This is a genomic window from Dyella sp., assembly GCF_051962475.1.
Taxonomy (GTDB): Bacteria; Pseudomonadota; Gammaproteobacteria; order Xanthomonadales; family Rhodanobacteraceae; genus Dyella_A.
Window position 1 is genome coordinate 29,031 of the sequence record NZ_JBQCCF010000020.1, and the last position, 18,909, is coordinate 47,939.

Here is an 18,909-nt window from a genome sequence, read left to right on the forward strand (position 1 = left end):
GGCATGAAGATTCTTCATCGACCCACCTCGTGCGTAGTCGCCGCGGAACGCACGCGTTCTGTTAGTTCAACCAGAGAGCGCATCGCGCACGGGGCTTGGTGGCGTGTACTCGCAGTACTAGTGGTGGCCGCCCCCGGGCCTTTACACGCGGAAGTGATTCCACCGCGGCGCCTGCTGGAGGTGACTGACCTGGGCAATCCGGCGATCTCACCCGATGGGCGATATGTGGCCTTCCGATCCGAGCGCGCGTCGGTCGAAAAAAATACATACGACTCGACATGGTATGTGCAGAGCCTGGACGGAAACGCTCCACCACTCCGCGTAGCGGATGGGGGCGTGCCGTTGTTCCAGTACGTCAACGGAACGGTGCTGCCTTCGCCAGCCGTGTGGTCGCCGGATGGAAAGCGGATCTACTACCGCGCCATCTTCAATGGTCGCATCTCGGTCTGGTACGCGGCGGCAGATGGCTCTGGGGCCCGCACGGTGACGTCGGATGGAGCGGATGTGCGGGATTTTGTACTGAGCAGCGATGGAAAGACGCTGATGTACAGCGTCGGCGCGACACGGAAGGCCGTCGCCGTCGCGGAAGAGTCCGAGTATGACCACGGCATCCGCATTGACGATTCCGTGGATGTTGCCGATGGCCTGTTTCGGCAGGACGTACTCAACGGTCGGCCAGCTACGAGGCGTTATCTGGCGATACCTGGAGTGGCGGGCTGGGCCTCGACCGGGCATTTGCTGGCGAACGCGCCGGATCGCTGGAAGGCCGTCGACTTGACGACGATGACCACCCGAGACCTGCCTGCGTCGGAGCATCCGACGCGCGGGCTGACGCCGGCCGATCTTTCTCCCGATCTCGTGGCGGAGCCGGTCAAAATCTGGAACGGCCTGCAACCGCCGCGCTATCAGATAGCCCGGAGTCCGGGCGATGAGCGCATCGCGGTGCTGTTACCTGGGCACAAGGACAAGGGCCTCTTTCTAAGCCGGAACGTCGAGCTGGCCATGCTGCCGAACAAGCATGCATCGCATCCGGTCATCTGCACGGCTGAGCCGTGTCGCCACAAGGGGATCACAGCTATCCAATGGCGGCCCGGAAGCGACGAAGTCCTGTTCACGACCGACGACTACGACAAGGGACATGCGCAATCCATTTACGCTTGGAACGTCTACATGGGTACGGTTCGGCCGATAGTGCTCTCCCGCGGGTTGGTCAGCGGAAGCCAGCGCTACTGGGATATTCCTTGTGCGCTGTCGCCCGACACTCTGGTGTGTGTGGCTGCGGAAGCCGATCACCCGCCGCGTCTCGAAGCGATCGATGTGAAAAGTGGCCAGAGGCGAGCTCTGTTCGCACCGAACCAAGGGTTGGACGCCGACATTGCGGCCACGGTGCCGGCAAAGCTGCTTCGTTGGAAGGACGCGCAAGGGAGAGAGTTCACGGGCCAGCTTTTCGAGGCGGCAAAAACGGATGGCGGCCAATTGCCGCCGCTGTTTGTGACGTTCTACGACTGCAATGGCTTCCTTCGTGGCGGAGTGGGCGACGAATGGCCGCTTGCCACGTTGGCCGAGGATGGCATCTCGGCGCTATGCATCAACGCGATTCCCGGAGTCCACCTCGATGCCACCGCCAACTACGACCAGGGGCGTACGGCTGTCGAGGGCGTCGTGGCGCGCCTCTCTGCCGAAGGACGCATTGATCGCACTCGTGTCGGCATGGGCGGCCTCAGCTATGGCAGCGAGACGACGCTGTGGACGTTGGCACACTCCAAAGTAGTAAGTGCCGCGTCCGTCAGCGGTGTCTCGGCGACGCCCACCTACTACCTTTTCAACAGTCTGCGGGCTTCCTTCCGAACCACCTACCGAAAGCTATGGCAGCTCGGCGCGCCGAACGAGACACCCGAACGATGGAAGGAGGTTTCGCCTGCGTATCAGCTCGACAGGATTCGGGCACCGATCCTGTTCCAGCTGCCGGAGAAGGAATATCGGTTCACGCTGGACTATGCGATACCTCTACTGCACGCACATCGAGCGGATATGTACGTGTTCCCCCAGGAGACCCACATCAAGTACCAGCCGCGACACAAGCTGGCGGTGTACGAACGCAACGTCGATTGGTTCCGATTCTGGTTGCAGGGGTACGTAGATCCGAGTCAGGAAAAGGCCGGGCAATATCGCATCTGGCGTGAAATGAAGGCCGCAGCACATCGTGCTGGCGAGGGAGCTCACGCCGGATCGTGACTTTGTTGACGTGTCCAGTTCTCGGCCGTACACAGTTCGAAAATGCGAAGAAACGACAGGTCTCTGGAGCCGAGGTCGTTGGCGAAAAACCTCGCCAGGGCAGGGCGGTCGAGCAGGTCGTGGGCGCAGAGCTGTCCTTCTTCGAGGAACTCGCGAATCTTTGCCTTGTTGCGCGTATACACACCCGCCATGTGACCGGTGTAGGAACCTTTGCTGTGCCGGTCAAGAACGCCGCGCGGCAGATGGTCAGCAAAGGCCTGTCGGGCAACTGCGCGATTCTGGCCATCGGCGATCCACATCCAGGTCGGGACTTTAAGGCATGCCTCCATGACCGGCTGAGACAGCAATGGGAAGTGTATGGAGCGCGCCGGGCCTCGTGGCCCGGCGTCCCTAAACAGCTGATTCCCAATCAGGTCACGAATTTTCTCGTGATCGCCGGTTAGCGCACCCGATGGTGCATCCATCCAGGGATGGTGTTCCAACGTGGTTGCCGCGCAGGCCGGGTTGAGAAGCGTACGATCCTCGTTCCAGGTCACAGTTGGTCTACGCAGCACCTTCTTGAGGGTCAATTGGCCGGCCTCGAACACCGTGCATCGATGGAGGGTGGCGAGGTTTCCGATGGCGGCAATGCCTGCTCTGAAGCCACGTTCGCGGAACGCATCTGCCGCGGGCGCTGCGGTCCTCAAATAGCAGAAGACGGTATCGCCACCTGCACCCGAGAAGAAGCTATCGGCCCTATGTATGTCGCCTGCCGCTTCCCACGCTTCGTTGATGACGTGCTGCAGCATTCCGATCGAAGGCAAAACGGATGAGCGAGGCACCGGGAATTCGAGGTGGACATTGTCGAATCCGACTTCCACCGAGAAGTTCTCCTGTCCCAATGCCTCCGTTACCAATCGCGCATATGGACGCTCGTCGGTGCCCGCTACGGGCATGACCAGCGTACAAAAGGTGGCGCGCTGCAGAGCGTCGCGCAGGCAGGTGGCAACGATGGATGAGTCCAGGCCGCCGGATAGCTCCACCAAAAGGTTATCGTCCCCGGCGGATAAAGCCCTGACCGCGTTGGACACGGCGGCCCTGATTTCTGCAGCAGCCACCGTAGGGTCCGCATGCCGAACGCCTGCTTCCACGAACGACCACGGTGACCACGCGGAGCGAACTGAGACATCGCTTCCGCGGCAGGTGAGCACGTTGCCTGGAAGCAGCTCCTTGACGTGACGAAGCGCCGTACGCGCCGCCTTGAGGTAGGGAAAGGTCAGGCCGTGCGCGATGGCCTGCCAGTTGACCTCTCTGCGATAGAGCCCCAGCTCGGCTGCGAGACCGATGTCCGAAGTGATGAAGCCTTCCCCGCCAGCGATCGAATAGACGCATGGCACAGCGCCAGAAGGATCGCGTAGCAGAGTGATCGCCGAGTGGTCGTGGCGGTCACGAAAAACGGCGAGGTAGTTGCCCCAGGTGTCTTGTAGCAGGCGGTCGCTGAGGTCATCCGCTGTTCCCTCGATATCCAGAGGTCGAGCGATGGGTCGGCCGTCTCTGGTGAAAATCTGGCCTATGAGGAGGCCTCGCCCGACTAAGGCCAAGGTAGGTTCATCAGTGGAAGCGAAGATCCTGGCCGAGGCCGATTCAAATTTGCAGATCATGCCCGCGGCATGCAACACCCTGTCGAGTTGAAGCGTGTATTCGCTGCCCCGGTTCAATCTCTCGCCGAGCAGGATGATATAGCGGCCTTTCATCAGACGATCCTTATCGGGGTGTGTGCATTCGCGTCGGAGAGCGTTTCATTCAACGCCATGTCGCCGGCCTGTACCCAGCAATGTGCCGCGAAAGGCTCCGGTGTAATGCCGAAAACAAGATTCGCCGCCAGCCCCCGCCGCGAGAGAAACCGAAGCAGGGCCAAGGAATCCAACAGGCAGATCGGCTGGGCAGGCGCGTAGCGGCGCGCACGGGCAAATTGCCAGGTCGCTTCGAGCAGGTTCACTTCAGATGCGGCGGACGTAGTGGCGTTGTGTGCGCCTGTTTTCCTGGCGCGGTATGTCGCGGCCCGGTCGAGATTTGCTTTGAGTGTGCGGTTCTTCAGTTGCTGACACGTCAACCAGACAGTCGCTACGACCTCGAAGACAACGGCCATGCCGATCCGTTGGCTAGAAGTTGTGAGAGGGCGCTCGATTGCGCTGCAAGTCGGGCGCTGTATGTCCGCCGATGTGGTACGCGTGGTGGGGTTCTGTGCCTCGACCAGTATCTGAGCGGCCGCGAGGCCTTCCACTAGTGTGGGAGCGACATGATCCTGTGCCAGGAAGCGCCGCATGGCGTCTTCAAGAACACCAGTCAATTTGAAGTATCGATCCTGCGCAACGTCGAGAAAGATGAGGTGCCCGTCGACGTCACAGCACGAGAGGTCTTCTCTGAGTCGATAGTGCATCGTGCTATCCCCCGGGATAGGGCGCGCACCATGGTGCGCGCCCTGATTGGTCACTCGTGGGAAATGCCCGGGATCACCAGCTGGCCGATCCCGCCGCCCTGTTCGGTGGGGCCGGCAGGGCCCTGCGTCTCGACACTGGCCACGCCGAGCTCGATGACATCGTCCTGCGGGTTGCGGATGTTCTCGTTCGTGTTCATCTCAGTCTCCTTCGGTTGCGTCATGGCGGACCCATGACACGGCAAGCCTAGGAGCCGGATTTTTTGATACTCAAATGATTACTGCTGATTACTGCGCTGTTTTCAGGTGATTAAATCCGGAGCGTGACGCGCGTCCTGTTCTGCCCATGGCTGGGCGGCGATCGCGATGGCGACGTGTGTGCGCGTTCGCTTTGATGGCGCGAGCCGCGCCGATGGCGGCTAATGCAGGTGTTCGCTGCGCTCGCCCAGCATGGCCACGATGCGCGGCACCACCTGCTTGCGGCGCGCGTGGTAGTTGCTCAGCGCCACGCGCAGGGCAGGGATGTCGCGGCTCTGCCACAGCCTGACGAGCTCGCAGAGCTCTTCTTTCGCGTGCGGGATCAACCCCAGGTTGGCGCGCCGCACCGGGGTGAGCTGATCGTTGGCGCGCTTCACGGCGTGATGCAATGACCAGTGATCCGCGTCGCTGGCGATGGCGTCGAACAGCTCCCACGTGAGGTTCACCAGGTCGTTATCGCCGGCTGCGAACGGCCACGCCGCATGCGGTGACGACGGCTGCGCGGATGCCAGATCGCATGCCCACAGCAACAGCCCTTCCATCCAGCCGTACAGATCGCGCAACGCCACCTCGGTGAGCAGCGGCACGTGCAAACCGTTGCGCGCGTGATCGGCCACCAGGCCCTCGCCCACCAGGCGATACAGCGCAAACCGCACCGGCGTGGGACTGGTCTTGAACTCGTCGGCAAGCTTCGCCGGATCGATCCGCTGCCCCGGCACATAACGCCCCGACTGCAGCGCGCGCCTGACCTGTCCGTACACGAATGCACTCTTCGAATGGGCCGCATTCATAGCTCGACTCCATGTCAGCAGATGGGTGCCTCCCCGCGGGGGATGTTACAGGGATTTGACGGTGGGGATTTTGGGGGTGGGGGGGCGGAAAGGCCGTGCTGCGGTGCTTGGCCTAAGCCACGGGCTCTCTGGATGAGCGCTTTACCTGCCGCAGGGCGGCTGTGGTGAGTTCCCGAGAGCGAGCATCGGAGGAATCCGGCGTGCGGCGAATGGCGGTCTGCGGGCGCCAGCTTTAGGGAGGGCGACCCGAGAGGTCAACGCTTCGCAACGCTCTCTTCCCACCTCAGCCTGCTCTTGCACGGGTGCCATCGCCAGGCCTTGCTTAAGGGTGGGCTTGGCCCGTGCAAGGGGAATTGGTAAGGGGGCTGAAGAGGACGTGGCTAATTTTGCCTCCCTCAAATTTTCCTATTGAACCCGCGCGGCCGGGGTGATTTGGTGCGATCGCCTCGCCGAAGGTCTCACAGGACATGGATATGAAAGCCCAATGGACGATTTTGATTGCCACTGCCGCACTGTCTGTTGCTTGCGGAGCTATGGCCGACCCAAGCCGAGCCATCCTGAGTAAGGCGAAGAGCACCTCGCCGCGAGGGGATATCGCGACGACGGTCTTGAACAACGGCGACATCCAGGCCGTCGTCAGTGACGCGGGCCACGATACGTATGTGTCGATCAAGCAGATCGGTCATTCCGCCGCCGTCGTCACCTCGAGCGATGGAATCAGCCAAACGTCCACCGTGGTTGATATGGGCGCGGCTGCCGATTGGCGGCGATCGCACAGTAGCCAGGCTTACAACATCGACAACATGAAGCTGCTGCTAAATTCCAAGCGCACCATCGCTTTCGGCGGGGATGCTCCCCATCCCACAGCCGCAGGTTGCGCAACGGAGCTGCAAACGCTACTCGATGCTGCGGATAGCGCAGTGTCTGCCTGCGCCGGTGGCGCTGGATTGGTCTGTGCCTCTGCGCTCCTGGACTACAACAAGGCAAAAAGTGCGTACAACTCCTGTATCAACAACACGCAAACCGGTCCCCATTGACCGTTGTTGAGTTGAACGCCGGTTCTTTGCCTCCCGGCTGATTGTCAGAAGAAGGGCGCTCCTGCGGCGCCCTCTTTTTATGCCGTACGCGCTGGGTTTGCGTGAAACGACAGCAGGGGCAGAGTGCACTTTCTGGAAGAGCTCAGCGTGGGCTTCCTCGTGGCCAAAGAGGGCTCAGGCCGAGCCCTCTTTTGGTAAAAAGGGGGGGGGGCTGATTACATTTAGCCGCACGGCCAGCGAGCGGATGATCGCGGCCTCTGGTCGACTGGGTCGAGTTGCGAGGCGGCGATGTCCCCGGTTCTGCGTAGCGGGGGGATGTCACGGCCGATCGGCTTCGATCCAGGATTGCTGCACACGAGTTGCGGCTTAGCTCGAACGTTAGGCTATGCAACATCTCCTCTGGGACACCTGTGGATACGCACTCTCAAGATGGTACCGAGCAACTCGGCCTGGATACGGCGGCCGGCCTGTCATACGACTACCCGCGATAAAAGGGGGCGTGACTAAATAATTTCGGTCGTCACCTTGCGGGAAGGTCACCGTCTGCTTTGTTTGAATGACGATGTGTGTGGGCTTCCCGCAACAGCGGACTTCCCTCCAAAGTGATCCGGCTGCTCGGTGCTTGGTTTGAACCTGGCCGCAAGCGAGCCCGTCGCGCCCATGGCTGGCTGATCCCGGCACCTGCGAAAGGACTAAAGGGGGCGTGGCTGATCAAGCTCAGTCGTGTTTCTCCAGATCGGGTTCTTTGGTGGCTAAATGGGCCACGTGCCCTTTCCCCTTTTTCCGGTCACGCCGGTCGACGCTCGCCGCGAGAGCCGCGCGGCACGAAGAAGACGACTGCGAATGCAGCAGGCTCACCGGCGGCGGTTCCCATCGCGTCGCTGTGGCCGCCGATATCCATGGCGCCGTCAGCACGTCTCCCCGGATACCGGAACGTGGCAAGCGCTTTGCTAGTCTTGCCGACTCCTTGTGCCGGATCGCGCCGGCCCGACGCGCCCTCGCCATGCCCAAGCCTTTCGTATCGTCGCTTCCTATCCCACGCACGCGTCTGTTGCTGTGCCTGCTGCTCGCTGCCGTGGTGGCGTTGGGGGGCTGCGCGCGCGTGGAGTCTTTGAGTTGGCATGGCGCCGACCACATCATCCCGGACGGCCAGGTGGAGATGCTGCGGGATCGCTCGGGTCAGCTCGGTATCGACGACGTCGCGTTGCGTCGGACCTTCCAGCCGGTCGCCTCGGCCTTCAATCTCGGCTACACACCCGACACGGTGTGGTTGCGCCTGCATCTGGACCGCGTGAGTGGGCTGCCGCGGGTGCTGATGTTGCAGGTCGATGCGCCATTGGCCGATACCGTGCGGCTCTACTTGCCGCAGGACGACGGTACGTTCCGGGAAATGCGCCGTGGCGAGGATGTGTCCCATCGCGACTACCCGTACCTGTTGCGTACCCCGGTGTTCCAGCTCGAATCGCCGCAAGGGCGCTACCCCACCGTCTACCTGCGTCTGACCGAGCGCAATGCGATGACGGTGGCGGTAAAGCTGTGGGAGCCGCAGGCGCTGCTGGCCCAGGAAACCCTGTCTGCCAGCCAGAGCAGCGTGTTTCTGGGCTTCGTCATCGCCCTGTGTCTGGCCGGCGCCTTCATCTGGCGGCGCAGTCGCGTCGGGCCGGTTCGCTGGTACGTGGCTTATATCGCCACCAGCGCCTACAGCGTTTACAAGACGCGCGGCCTGGTCGGCCCGTTCTTCTATCTGGACCTGGCTGACGGGGGCGACGCGCTGCTCGGGGTGGTGCTGGCGCTCAGCGTCGCGGTGGCCGTGTCGTTCAGTGTTCGCCTGATGTCGTTGCGCACGCATTTCCCGCGCGCGACCCGGGCCTACGAGACCCTGGTGTGGGCTGTCATCGCGTGCGCCTGCGTCGGGTTCGTGCTGGGCCGGTTCGGCACGGTCATGCCTGTGGTGCAACTGCTGAGCCTCGGCAGCGCGCCCCTGCTGCTGGGCGCGGCAGCCTACCTGGCCGTACGCGGCGAACCGATGGCGCGGCTTTACCTGGTGGCGTTCTCGCTGCTCTACGTGGCGTTCTGCCGGGTGTTCCTGGTGAACCTGGGACTGCTGCCCGATACGCCGTTCATGCGCGGAGGCGGTCCGCTTGCAGTGGGCCTCACGCTGCATCTGCTGATACTGACCTTCAGTTTTGCCCAGCGTGTTCACAAGCTCGAGCGCGAGCGGCAGGAAGCGCAGCAGCAGGCGCTCGATGCGGCCCGGCTGGCGGAAGCGTCACTGGAGCGCAAGGTGCGTCAGCGCACCCGCGAGCTGGACGAGGAGATCGCCCAGCGCCAGGTCACCGAGCGCATGTTGCGCGAAAACCAGATGCAGCTGGAGCAGGCGCTGGCGACCGAACAGCAGATGCGCGAGGAGCAGCGCGAATTCGTGATGATGGTGTCGCACGAGTTCCGCACGCCGCTGGCGATCATCCATGCCAGCGGCCAGATGCTGCGCGAGACCGAAACGGCGCTGGCGTCCGATAACCGGCGCCGGGTGGAGAAGATCCAGACGGCGGCCGAGCGCATGTCCGATTTCATCGATCGCTTTCTCGACAACGAGCGGCTCTTGTCGGAGCGCCACACGCTGACGTCCACGACCTTTCCGCTCGAGCGCTTCGTGGCCGACTCGCTGGATGCGGTCGACCCCTCGCGCGAGCGCATCGAAGTGGACCTGGCGCAGGCGCCGGCCAGCCTGACCTGCGACCGCGGCTTCCTGCGCATCGTGCTGGACAATCTGTTGACCAACGCACTGAAATATTCGCCCCCTGGCGCACCGGTGCGGCTGCGGATCAGCGGTGCCGGTGAGGCGGTGGTTATCGGTGTGACCGACGAGGGCCCCGGCATCCCGTCCTCCGAGCATGCCAGCGTGTTCCTCAAGTTCGCCCGCGGCGGCAGCAGCCGCGGTATCACCGGCGCCGGTCTGGGCCTCTACCTGGTCAAGCGCATCGTTGCGCGCATGGGCGGCGAGATCGAGCTGCGCAGTCCAACCGGAACCGGTGCAACGTTCACCGTGCATTTGCCAGCCGCGGGGGCCGCGGGCGGTGCATGACCCGATGCTGGGCGCGCTCGGCATGACTATCGAAACTTGACCGCCCCCACGGCATCGGGGAGTCTTTCGGGCATGGCGTTACTCGGGTTGCTTGAAGACGAAATCGATCTGCGCGAGGAGCTGGAAGCGTACCTGTCCATGGCGGGGCATCGCGTGCTCTGTGCCGATTCCTCGGCCGAATTCTTTTCGGTTGGCGACGGTTTGCGCTTTGACGTGATCATCGTCGACCGTGGGCTGCCCGACGCCGACGGGCTGCAGGTGATCGAGCGGGTGCGTCGCGAATCTCCCCGGACCGGCATCGTCATGCTGACGGCGCGCGGCAGCAGCGAGGACAGGATCTCCGGCTTGCAGACAGGGGCGGACCATTACCTGGTCAAGCCTGTAAGCCTGCCGGAACTGGGCGCGCACGTATCGGCGCTTTTGCGGCGGCTGCCCGAGGGATGGCGCCTGGACGGCAACGAGCGCTGCCTGTACGCGCCCGATGGCACGCGCCTCGCGTTGAGCGCGCGCGAGTTCGACCTGCTCGGCCTGATCGTGCGCCGTGGCAGCCGCATGGCCAGTCGCCGCGAAGTCGCCGAAGCCCTGGGCTGGGACTGGCTGTCGTTCGACCAGCGTCGCCTGGACACGCTGGTCAGCCGGCTGCGTCGGCGTTGCCGGGAAGCATGCGGACAGGAGCTGCCGATCCGCACTGAGCATTCCCGCGGCTATGTGGCGACCGGCGCCATCGAACTGACCTGATCGCCTCTCTTCATCCGAGCCAAGGTCATCCTCGCATGTGCGACATGTGCGACATGTGCGCATGCGTCGCTGCGATCCACGCTACGTCCGCCTGCACGCGCGCGATTCGATGCGCGTCGAGTCGTGCGCCATCGCGCGCTTCTTGGTCGGCGGTGGACTGAGCGCGACTCTGTACCTCGCGCACCGCACGACACTCCTCGTCATGGCTGGAGACGTTCACGTGCAGCGTGCGCTACACGACGCGATGTCTCGGCACGTCATGCCTGCCAAGTGCCTGAGAGTGGTGACGCTATCGGTCCATTCGTGCTGTTTTTCAGCGGAAAACGACAACGAGCGTCGCAACTAAAATATTGCCGCGAGCAATGCAAGCATTTGGATGCGCCGATGTAAGAACTCGTAAGTTATGCGGCGAATTTCTCCCCAGAATAAGCCCCCGTTTCAGGCCGCGATCGACGGCTCAGTAATCAGGGGATATTCGGATGAAGACGACGCGCTTGGCTGCGCTACTTGGGCTCGGCACTTTGCCGTTGGCCGTGAACATCGCCATGGCCCAGACGGCGCCGCCGGATGCTGGGACGCTGCTCAATCAGCAACAGCATCAGGATCGGCCGCAGCGCCGGGCGGAGCCGGATGCGCCAGTGCATACACCGCTGCCCGAGGCGCGGGGCGATGTGGGTTTCCGTGCGCGGATCGACCGCGTGCGCTTCACCGGCGCCGAAGGCCTGGTCGACGACAAGACGTTGCAGGCCGTGGTGGCCGACGCCCTCGGCAAATCGCTGACCTATGCGCAGTTGAAGGCACTGGCGCAGCGCGTCAGTGCGACGCTGCAGGCGCAGGGTTACTTGCTGGCGCGCGCCTATCTGCCGCGTCAGGACCTGAGCGATCGCGAGCTCGAGATCGCGATCATGATCGGTCGGTTGCAGCGCGGTCACGGCGGCGTGCAGGTGTTGTCCCACGACGAGGCGCTGCGCTCGCGCATGACTGCCATCGCCGACGCCGCACTGCCCGATGGCCCGGTGCGCAACGACCAGTTGGAGCGCGCGCTGCTGTTGATCAACGACGTGCCCGGCGTGTCCGCACACGCCACCCTTGAGAAGGGCGCCGAACCCGGTACCAGCCGTCTGCTTGTCAGTGCCGACACCACGCCCGATTGGACCGGCGGCGTCAGCGAGGACAACTTCAACAACCGTTACACCGGGCAGTGGCGCACCAGCGCCTGGACCACGCTGAACCGCCCGCTCGACCGCGAGGATCAGCTCGGCGCCAGCGCCAGCCACAGCCGTGGCAGCGATGTGCTCGGCCTGAACTATTCCGTAGGCCTGAGCCCTTCCGGGCTGCGCGCCAATTTCGCCACATCGTGGTTGCGTTACGACATCGGCGGCGAGTTCAAGCCGCTGGATCTTTCCGGCTCCGCCGGCACGGTCAGCGCGGGCCTCAGCTATCCGCTGCTGCGTACCCGCAAGCGCAGCCTCTGGATCAGCGTGGACGCCGGCCATAAGCGACTCGTCGATCGAGCGCTGGGCCAGACCCTGCGCGAGCGCGAGCTGGATGAACTCACCGCGATGTTCAGCGGCAATGTCTGGGACAACTGGTGGGGCGGTGGCTACACCGGCGTGAGCGCCGGCTGGGCCACCGGCAGCCTGCGCCTGGGCAATGACGCCGATCGATTCGCCGATTCGGTCAGTGCGCGCACCCGCGGCCATTTCGACAAATGGATCTGGCGTGTCGAGCGTACCCAGAGCCTGGGTGGTGTGAGCAACTGGGGCCTGTATCTGGGCGCCAACGGGCAGATCGGCAGCAAGAACCTGGATTCCTCCGAGAAGTTCCTGCTCGGCGGCCCGTCCGGCGTGCGCGGCTATCCGGTGGGTGAGGCCAGCGGCGACAGCGGGTGGCTGGCCAGCGCGGAATTGCGCCACGACATTCCACTGACTGCGGGCCTGAGCGCGCAGGCACTGGTGTTCGTCGATCGCGGCCATGTGCGCCAGCACATCGATCCGTGGGCCGGTTCGGTGATGCCGTGGACGGGCAACCAGTACAGCCTTTCCAGCGCCGGTATCGGCCTGAATCTGCAAGGCGCGCGATGGTCGTTCCGCAGCGCATGGGCGCGCCACCTGGGCGACAACCCCGGCCACGGCGCCACCGGCCTGAATGCCGATGGCCAGCGTTTCGGCCAGTACCTGTGGCTGCAGGCGAGCCTGCGCTTCTGACGCCGTCATCCCAAGAGATCCGAGGACCTACTCCATGAACCATACCTACCGCCTGATCTGGGACGACATGCGCGGCGCCTACGTAGCCGTTGCCGAGATCGCCAAGCGCCGTGGCAAGCGCGCGGGCGCCATCGTGCGCGCTGCCGCTGCTGCCATCGCGATCGGTGGCATGCCGCTGTCGGTCTACGCCACGGATACCACCGCGTTGCCCAGCGGCGCGCAGGTTGTCGCCGGCAACGTTCAGCTCAATCAGCACGGCGCCGACCTGACCGTGCACCAGGACAGCCAGCGCGCGATCCTCAACTGGACCAGCTTCGACATCGGCAGCGACGCCAGCGTGCGCTTCGAGCAGCCCAACAGCAGCGCCGTGGCGCTCAATCGCGTGCTCGGTGGAACAACCAGCCAGGTGCTGGGCAAGCTCAGCGCCAATGGCCAGGTCTGGCTGGTGAACCCCAACGGCGTGTACTTCGGCAAGGGCGCGCAGGTGGATGTGGGCGGCCTGGTGGCCAGCTCGCTGGGCATCAGCGACAGCGATTTCCTGGCTGGCCGCGCGCGCTTCGCCGCCGCGGGCGCCGCGGGCGCCGTGCGCAATGAAGGCACGATCCGCGCGCAGGGCGGCGTGGTAGCCATGCTGGCACCGGTGGTGGGCAATGCCGGCACCATCCGCGCCGACCAGGTCGGTCTGGCCGCCGGCGATCAGGTAGCACTGGACTTCGATCAGGACGGCCTGTTGTCGCTGGCGGTGGAGAAGGGTGCGCTGCAGGCCCAGATCGCGCAGAGCGGCCTGATCGAGGGCAACGCAGTGCTGCTCAGCGCACGCGGTGCCAGTGCGCTGCACTCCAGCGTGATCAACATGGACGGCGTGATCGAGGCCACCGATCTGAGCGCGCAGGGGGGACGCATCCTGCTCGACGGCGGTGACAACGGCCAGGTCAACGTCAGCGGCCAGCTCGATGCCAGCTCGGCATCCGGCACGGGCGGTCGCATCGACCTGCTCGGCGATCGCCTGGTGCTGGACGGTGGGGCGCGGCTCGATGCGAGCGGCGCGCTCGGCGGCGGTGCCATTCACGTGGGCGGCGGCTGGCAGGGCCACGATGCGTCGCTGCACAACGCCACCCGTGTCGACGTGGACAACAGCGTGTCGGTCGACGCCAGCGCCAGTAAGCGCGGTGACGGTGGCGAAGTGGTGTTCTGGTCCGACGGCAGCACCCACTTCGCTGGACAGATCGACATCACGGGTGGCGCCCAGGGCGGCGATGGCGGCCGTGCGGAGGTCTCTGGTAAGCAGGATCTGACCTACAGCGGCCGCACCGACGCACGCGCGACGAACGGCGCTACCGGCGACCTGTTGCTCGACCCCACCACCCTCACCATCCAGGCCGGCGTCGGCAGTGGCGTCATCACTGGATCGACCGTCTATGTTGACGACCTGGAGGCGCAGACCGCCAACGTCATGCTGCAGGCCGACAACGGCATCACCGTTGCGGACCTGAGCCTCAATGGCGGCGATGGCCACCTGACGATGGCCAACAACGTCAGCCTGCGTCTGGAGAACACCAGCGGCACGATCAACTTCGCCAACAAGAACAACACCATCGAAGTGTTCGGCACCGGCAGCATCTACATGCAGTCCGGCCGCACCGGCAGCGGCTACCTCACCAACGTGGCAAACCTTGTCGCCCACGGCACCGGCACGAATCCGGCTACGCTTCCCACTCACAACGTCAGCACGCCCGGCGACGGTACGCCCGGCGCGGGTTCGATCACCCTTTACGGTGCCGACGGCATCTCGGTCGGCGGCGCACTGACCACCAACGGCGGCTACGTGCGTATCTGGGGCGACTCGGACAACATGGGTGGCGGCGACCTGACGCTGAACTCGCCGATCAATACCAATGGCGGCAACCTGTACTTGTCCACCGGCAGCGGCGCGGTCACGTTGAACTCGGACATGCTGCTGGGCGCCGGGCGCATCTTCTTCAAGGCCGACGGCTCGTACACCACCGGCGACAAGGTGCTCAACGGCCTGCTCAGCGCCAGCGGCGACGTCAATATCGATACCGCCTTCACCATGGGCGGCAACGCCAGCATCTACACCGACGGCAACATCAATTTCGGTGCGGTCAATGTCAACCTCAACACAGGCAGCGGTGTGCTGGTGCTGCGCGCCAACGCCATCGACTGGGGCTCGGCGACGCTGCAGAACCTGAGCACCGCTTCGATGCGCCTGGAGCCGTACGACGCCTCCACCAGCATGGTGCTGGGCGACGCCAGCGGCTTTGCTTCTGCCGCCACGCTGAACAAGCTGCCCGGCATCAAGAACCTCACCATCGGCCGCGAAGACGGCACCGGAACCATCAGCGTCTCGGGCGATTACAGCTTCAACGCTACCGGCAGCTTCGAGCTGGTCAACCGCAATGTGGACATTTCGCTGGGCAGCCTCTCTACCACTGGCGACCTGATCCTCACCGGCGACAACATCAACATCGGCAAGGCGGTGACCGCAAGGAGCGGTGCCGGCAAGGTGACCATCCGCCAGTCTACGGCGTCCAACGAACTGCATCTGGGTTCCGGGCTCAGCAACGCCTCGATCGGCGAGGTCGATGCGGCCACGCTGGAGGTGGGCCGCAGCGACGGCGGCAACCTCGTGTTTGACAGCGACATCAGCACCGGCGCAACCACGGTGCACCTGAAGAGCGGTGGGCAGGTGATCGGCGTGGCCGGCGGCGTCTCCGCCGCCAGCCTGGCGATCACCGCTGGCGGCGGCGCCACGATCAGCGACGACACCTTCGACTTCACCACGCTGGGCCTGGACGTAGGCGGCGACAGCAACATCACCAGCGCCAGCAGCAACTGGAGCCTGGGCGCGGTGGACGGCTTGGCCGGCCTGAGCATCCAGTCGGGCAAGACCGCGACCGTGGCGCTGAAGGCGCGGGACACGCTCGGACTGGGCTCGTCGATTGACTTCGCCGACTCCGGCAGCACCCTCCAGGCCACGGCCGGCAAGGGCTTTGGAGCGGGTTCCGTCGTGTTGGGCCACCAGTCGAACGCGACGGTGACGTTCGCCCTCGACAACAGCACCACCTTCTCGCTGGGCGGCACCGGTACCGTATTGAGCGGCGCCGCGCTGGCGCGCTTCAATGGCCTGGACACGCTTAACGTGGCGGCGGGCAACCTCGACGTGACGGTCGACGACTTCGACGTCAATGTCGGCAACCGCATGCAGATCGATGCCGGCACCCTGCAGCAGCTCGGCGACATGCAGGTCGATACCGGCAGTCTCTACGTCAACGTGGATCAGGGTGGCCTGCAGCTGGATCACGCGGTGACCGCCGCGCAGACAGTGGCGCTGAATGACACGGCGGGCGCCGGCATCCAGGGCAGTGGCGTCATCACTGCGGACGCGCTGGCGCTGCGTTCCACCGGCGTGGTGGATCTGGCTGGAAGCACCCACCAGGTCGACCGGATCGCCGCCGACGTGGGCAGCCTTTCGTTCACCAACGGCCGCACCCTGAGTGTGGACAGCGTCGATGGCCTGGACGGCATCGAGACCACCGGCGCCGTGGACGTGCGCGCCGCGGGCGCGAGCTCCGACCTGGTGCTGAATAACGCCGTGCACGCCGGCAACGCTGGTGCAGCGCAGACCGCCGTGCTGCTCGCTGCGGGGCGCAACTTCATCAACCATGCCGGCGCCACGGCGGTGAGTGCGGACCAGGGTCGCTGGCTGGTCTATTCCACCTCGCCGCTCAACGACACCCGTGGCGGACTGGCTGCGGAGTTCAAGCAGTACGACGCCGGCACCGCCGACACCGTGCTCGACAACGGCAGCGGCTTCCTCTACACCGTCGCGCCGACCATCGGCGTGACCCTGACCGGTTCGGCCGACAAGGTTTACGACGGCACCGGCGCGGCCAGCTCGGATGACATCGGCCTGTCGCTCACCGGCGCTATCGACGGGGACACGGTTGTCGTCAACAAGGGTACGTCGCACTACGACGACAAGAACGTCGGTAGCGGCAAGACCGTCACCATGGACGGTCTGGATATCGGCGGCACCAGCAATGGCGGCGTGCGTGTTTACGGCTACACGCTCGCCAGCACCAGTGCCAGTGGCGCCATCGGTACGGTGACCAAGAAAACGATCAGCCTGGGCGCCGGCTCGGTCCAGGACAAGATCTACGATGGGACCACCGCGGCCCAGCTGGCCGGCAGCGTGAGTCTGGATGGCGTGATCGGTAGCGACAGCGTCTCGTTCGACACCGGCAATGTCACCTTCGCCGACCGGAATGCCGGTACGGGCAAGCTCGTCAATGTCACCGGCGTAAGCCTTGTCGGCACCGACGCGGGCAACTACGCAGTGGACGGCGCGACCTACGCCGACATCGACAGGCGCACCGTAACGGTGGGCGTGGCGGTGCAGGACAAGGTCTATGACGGCACCACCGACGCATCGTTGGCGAGCGTGTCGCCGAACAACCTGATTGCGGGTGACAAGGTGTGGCTGGTTGCCCAGGCCGCCTTCACCGACAAGAACGTCGGCGACAACAAGAACGTAGTGGTCAGCGCCACCTTGAGCGGCGACGATGCGGGCAACTATGTTCTCGATGCGACCACGGCCAACCCGCGCGCCAGTACCGCGTCCATCACGCCCAAGACGATCGACGCCGGCACGCTGAGCGTGGCGGGCAAGGTCTACGACGGCAGCCGCGACGCGACGGTTCACAGCACCGGCCCGGTCGGCGTGGTGGGTGGCGACGACCTGTCGCTCGATCTGTCCGGCCTGTACGACAACAAGAACGCCGGCACCGGCAAGCACGTCGATGTATCGCTGGGCCTGAGCGGCGGCGACGCCGGCAACTACCAGCTGGCGAGCACCACCGCATCGTCCACGGGCGACATCACGCCCAAGACCATTACTTCCGGCACGGTGGCGGTGGTGGATAAGCGCTTCGATGGCAATGGCGATGCAACCTTGGTGCTCCCACCTCTGCAGGGGCTGGTCGACGGTGACGACGTGGCGTTGCAGGGGCAGGGCCAGTTCGACACCAGCGGAACCGGCGCGAACAAGACGGTGCAGATCGCGCTGTCCCTAAGCGGTACGGATGCAGGCAACTATGCGCTGGTCAACGCGCACCAGCAGGCAGTTGCCGGGATCAGTGACCTGCCGGGTCGCAACGCCGTGGATGCTATCTCGCAATCGTCTCTGGGCGGCAACGGTACGCAGCCCGGTACGAGCGATACAGCCGCAGGCACCTCGCCAGGCGCGATCGCAGCATCGACCGGCGCGATGGGCGAACTGGCCGGCTCCGCACAACCTCAACTCGGTGCCAGTTCGCTGGATCCGGCGGCTGTTGGCGGTGCAGGTGGCGGCAGCGGCTCGGCCGCCACGGGCGCGGGAGCCGGTACGCTCGCCAGCGGCGGCCAGAGTGCAGACAACGCCAACGCCAACAGCAACGGTGTCGCGAATGACGCAGGCCATGACGGTGCGGGCGCGAGCGGCACGGCGGGTGCGGGCGTCAGTGGACGCGATGCGGGCGATGCGACGATGGACCAGATGCTTCGTAACGGCGATGGCGTGACTATCTCGCTGGTTGGCGATGCTTTGGCTAAGCCGCGTATCACGATCTTGCCCGTCTTCACCGAGGAAGGGCAGACGGTCGATCGGTTCCGGGTGGACGACCTGGGCGACAGCCTGGCGCTGCACTCGGTGTCCGGTGAGCGCGACGCCGCGCCAAGCCTGGAGCAGCCAGTGCGTTTGCGGGCTTCGACACAGGTCAAGGTCGGCGAGCAGGAGACCGCCTCGCTACATATGGAGCTGTTGCAGGACGGCACTCTGCACGTCGTGGCGTCGGCGAACGCAGCCAAACTCGGTCGGGACGCGCTGGTCGCTTACAGCCTCTCCGCCCTGAAACGGCAGGCAGGCATCCATCCCCAACAGGTGCACGCACTGGTGCTCGGCTTCACCCATTGAGACAGGCGAGTCGGGCAAGTCGAAGCGCATGAGCAACGGCGGCAGTCCCCTGCCGCCGCGTCGGCGAAAGAGGACGTGGCTGGCCAGCGATCGGTTGATCGCGGCTTCTGGTCGTCCGGGTCGAGTTGAGGGGCGGTGACATCCCCCGCGTTGAGAGCGAGGGATGTCACC

Annotated in this window: 10 protein-coding genes; 6 read left to right on the forward strand and 4 right to left on the reverse strand. The window is 64.6% G+C overall.

The features are described 5' to 3' along the window. Positions 1-3: 3 nt before the first annotated feature. Positions 4-2,235, forward strand: a complete 2,232-nt coding sequence (locus tag ACTHJF_RS04280) for an Atxe2 family lasso peptide isopeptidase (RefSeq protein ID WP_440266011.1) — start codon at positions 4-6, stop codon at positions 2,233-2,235. Here ACTHJF_RS04280 and ACTHJF_RS04285 read toward each other — a convergent pair. From ACTHJF_RS04285 to ACTHJF_RS04300, 4 genes are all read right to left on the reverse strand, one after another. Then, complete coding sequence (locus tag ACTHJF_RS04285; protein ID WP_440266012.1) at positions 2,220-3,968, reverse strand: asparagine synthase-related protein; 1,749 nt, start codon at positions 3,966-3,968, stop codon at positions 2,220-2,222. The genes ACTHJF_RS04280 and ACTHJF_RS04285 overlap by 16 nt on opposite strands. Continuing rightward, the gene (locus tag ACTHJF_RS04290; protein WP_440266013.1) at positions 3,968-4,654 is read right to left on the reverse strand and encodes a lasso peptide biosynthesis B2 protein; all 687 of its coding nucleotides are present in this window, start codon (positions 4,652-4,654) and stop codon (positions 3,968-3,970) included. The genes ACTHJF_RS04285 and ACTHJF_RS04290 overlap by 1 nt, the downstream gene beginning before the upstream one ends. A gap of 50 nt (positions 4,655-4,704) precedes the next feature. Then, positions 4,705-4,851 (reverse strand): benenodin family lasso peptide, encoded by a 147-nt coding sequence (locus ACTHJF_RS04295; protein WP_440266014.1) that lies wholly within the window; start codon positions 4,849-4,851, stop codon positions 4,705-4,707. Between the two features lie 219 nt (positions 4,852-5,070). After that, positions 5,071-5,700, reverse strand: a complete 630-nt coding sequence (locus tag ACTHJF_RS04300) for a GntR family transcriptional regulator (protein ID WP_440266015.1) — start codon at positions 5,698-5,700, stop codon at positions 5,071-5,073. A 467-nt stretch (positions 5,701-6,167) separates the two neighbouring features. Here ACTHJF_RS04300 and ACTHJF_RS04305 point away from each other — a divergent pair, with 467 nt between their 5' ends. The 5 genes from ACTHJF_RS04305 (at position 6,168) to ACTHJF_RS04325 (ending at position 18,738) form a co-directional block, all read left to right on the forward strand. Then, positions 6,168-6,737, forward strand: coding sequence for a hypothetical protein (locus tag ACTHJF_RS04305; RefSeq protein WP_440266016.1), 570 nt, complete (start codon positions 6,168-6,170; stop codon positions 6,735-6,737). Between the two features lie 703 nt (positions 6,738-7,440). Further along, positions 7,441-9,822, forward strand: a complete 2,382-nt coding sequence (locus ACTHJF_RS04310) for an ATP-binding protein (RefSeq protein WP_440266017.1) — start codon at positions 7,441-7,443, stop codon at positions 9,820-9,822. Positions 9,823-9,894: 72 nt separating this feature from the next. Then, entirely contained in the window at positions 9,895-10,560 is a 666-nt protein-coding gene (locus tag ACTHJF_RS04315) for a response regulator transcription factor (RefSeq protein WP_440266018.1), read from the forward strand. Positions 10,561-11,039: 479 nt separating this feature from the next. Further along, on the forward strand, positions 11,040-12,767 hold the full coding sequence (locus ACTHJF_RS04320; RefSeq protein WP_440266019.1) for a ShlB/FhaC/HecB family hemolysin secretion/activation protein: 1,728 nt from the start codon (positions 11,040-11,042) through the stop codon (positions 12,765-12,767). 34 nt (positions 12,768-12,801) lie between these two features. Next, entirely contained in the window at positions 12,802-18,738 is a 5,937-nt protein-coding gene (locus tag ACTHJF_RS04325) for a YDG domain-containing protein (protein WP_440266020.1), read from the forward strand. The last annotated feature ends 171 nt before the right edge of the window (positions 18,739-18,909 follow it).

Bases quoted from the DNA above. Each gene is read 5' to 3' on its own strand.
- ACTHJF_RS04280 (WP_440266011.1), top strand. From the start codon at position 4: ATGAAGATTCTTCATCGACCCACCTCGTGCGTAGTCGCCGCGGAACGC.
- ACTHJF_RS04285 (WP_440266012.1), bottom strand. From the start codon at position 3,968: ATGAAAGGCCGCTATATCATCCTGCTCGGCGAGAGATTGAACCGGGGC.
- ACTHJF_RS04290 (WP_440266013.1), bottom strand. From the start codon at position 4,654: ATGCACTATCGACTCAGAGAAGACCTCTCGTGCTGTGACGTCGACGGG.
- ACTHJF_RS04295 (WP_440266014.1), bottom strand. From the start codon at position 4,851: ATGAACACGAACGAGAACATCCGCAACCCGCAGGACGATGTCATCGAG.
- ACTHJF_RS04300 (WP_440266015.1), bottom strand. From the start codon at position 5,700: ATGAATGCGGCCCATTCGAAGAGTGCATTCGTGTACGGACAGGTCAGG.
- ACTHJF_RS04305 (WP_440266016.1), top strand. From the start codon at position 6,168: ATGGATATGAAAGCCCAATGGACGATTTTGATTGCCACTGCCGCACTG.
- ACTHJF_RS04315 (WP_440266018.1), top strand. From the start codon at position 9,895: ATGGCGTTACTCGGGTTGCTTGAAGACGAAATCGATCTGCGCGAGGAG.
- ACTHJF_RS04320 (WP_440266019.1), top strand. From the start codon at position 11,040: ATGAAGACGACGCGCTTGGCTGCGCTACTTGGGCTCGGCACTTTGCCG.
- ACTHJF_RS04325 (WP_440266020.1), top strand. From the start codon at position 12,802: ATGAACCATACCTACCGCCTGATCTGGGACGACATGCGCGGCGCCTAC.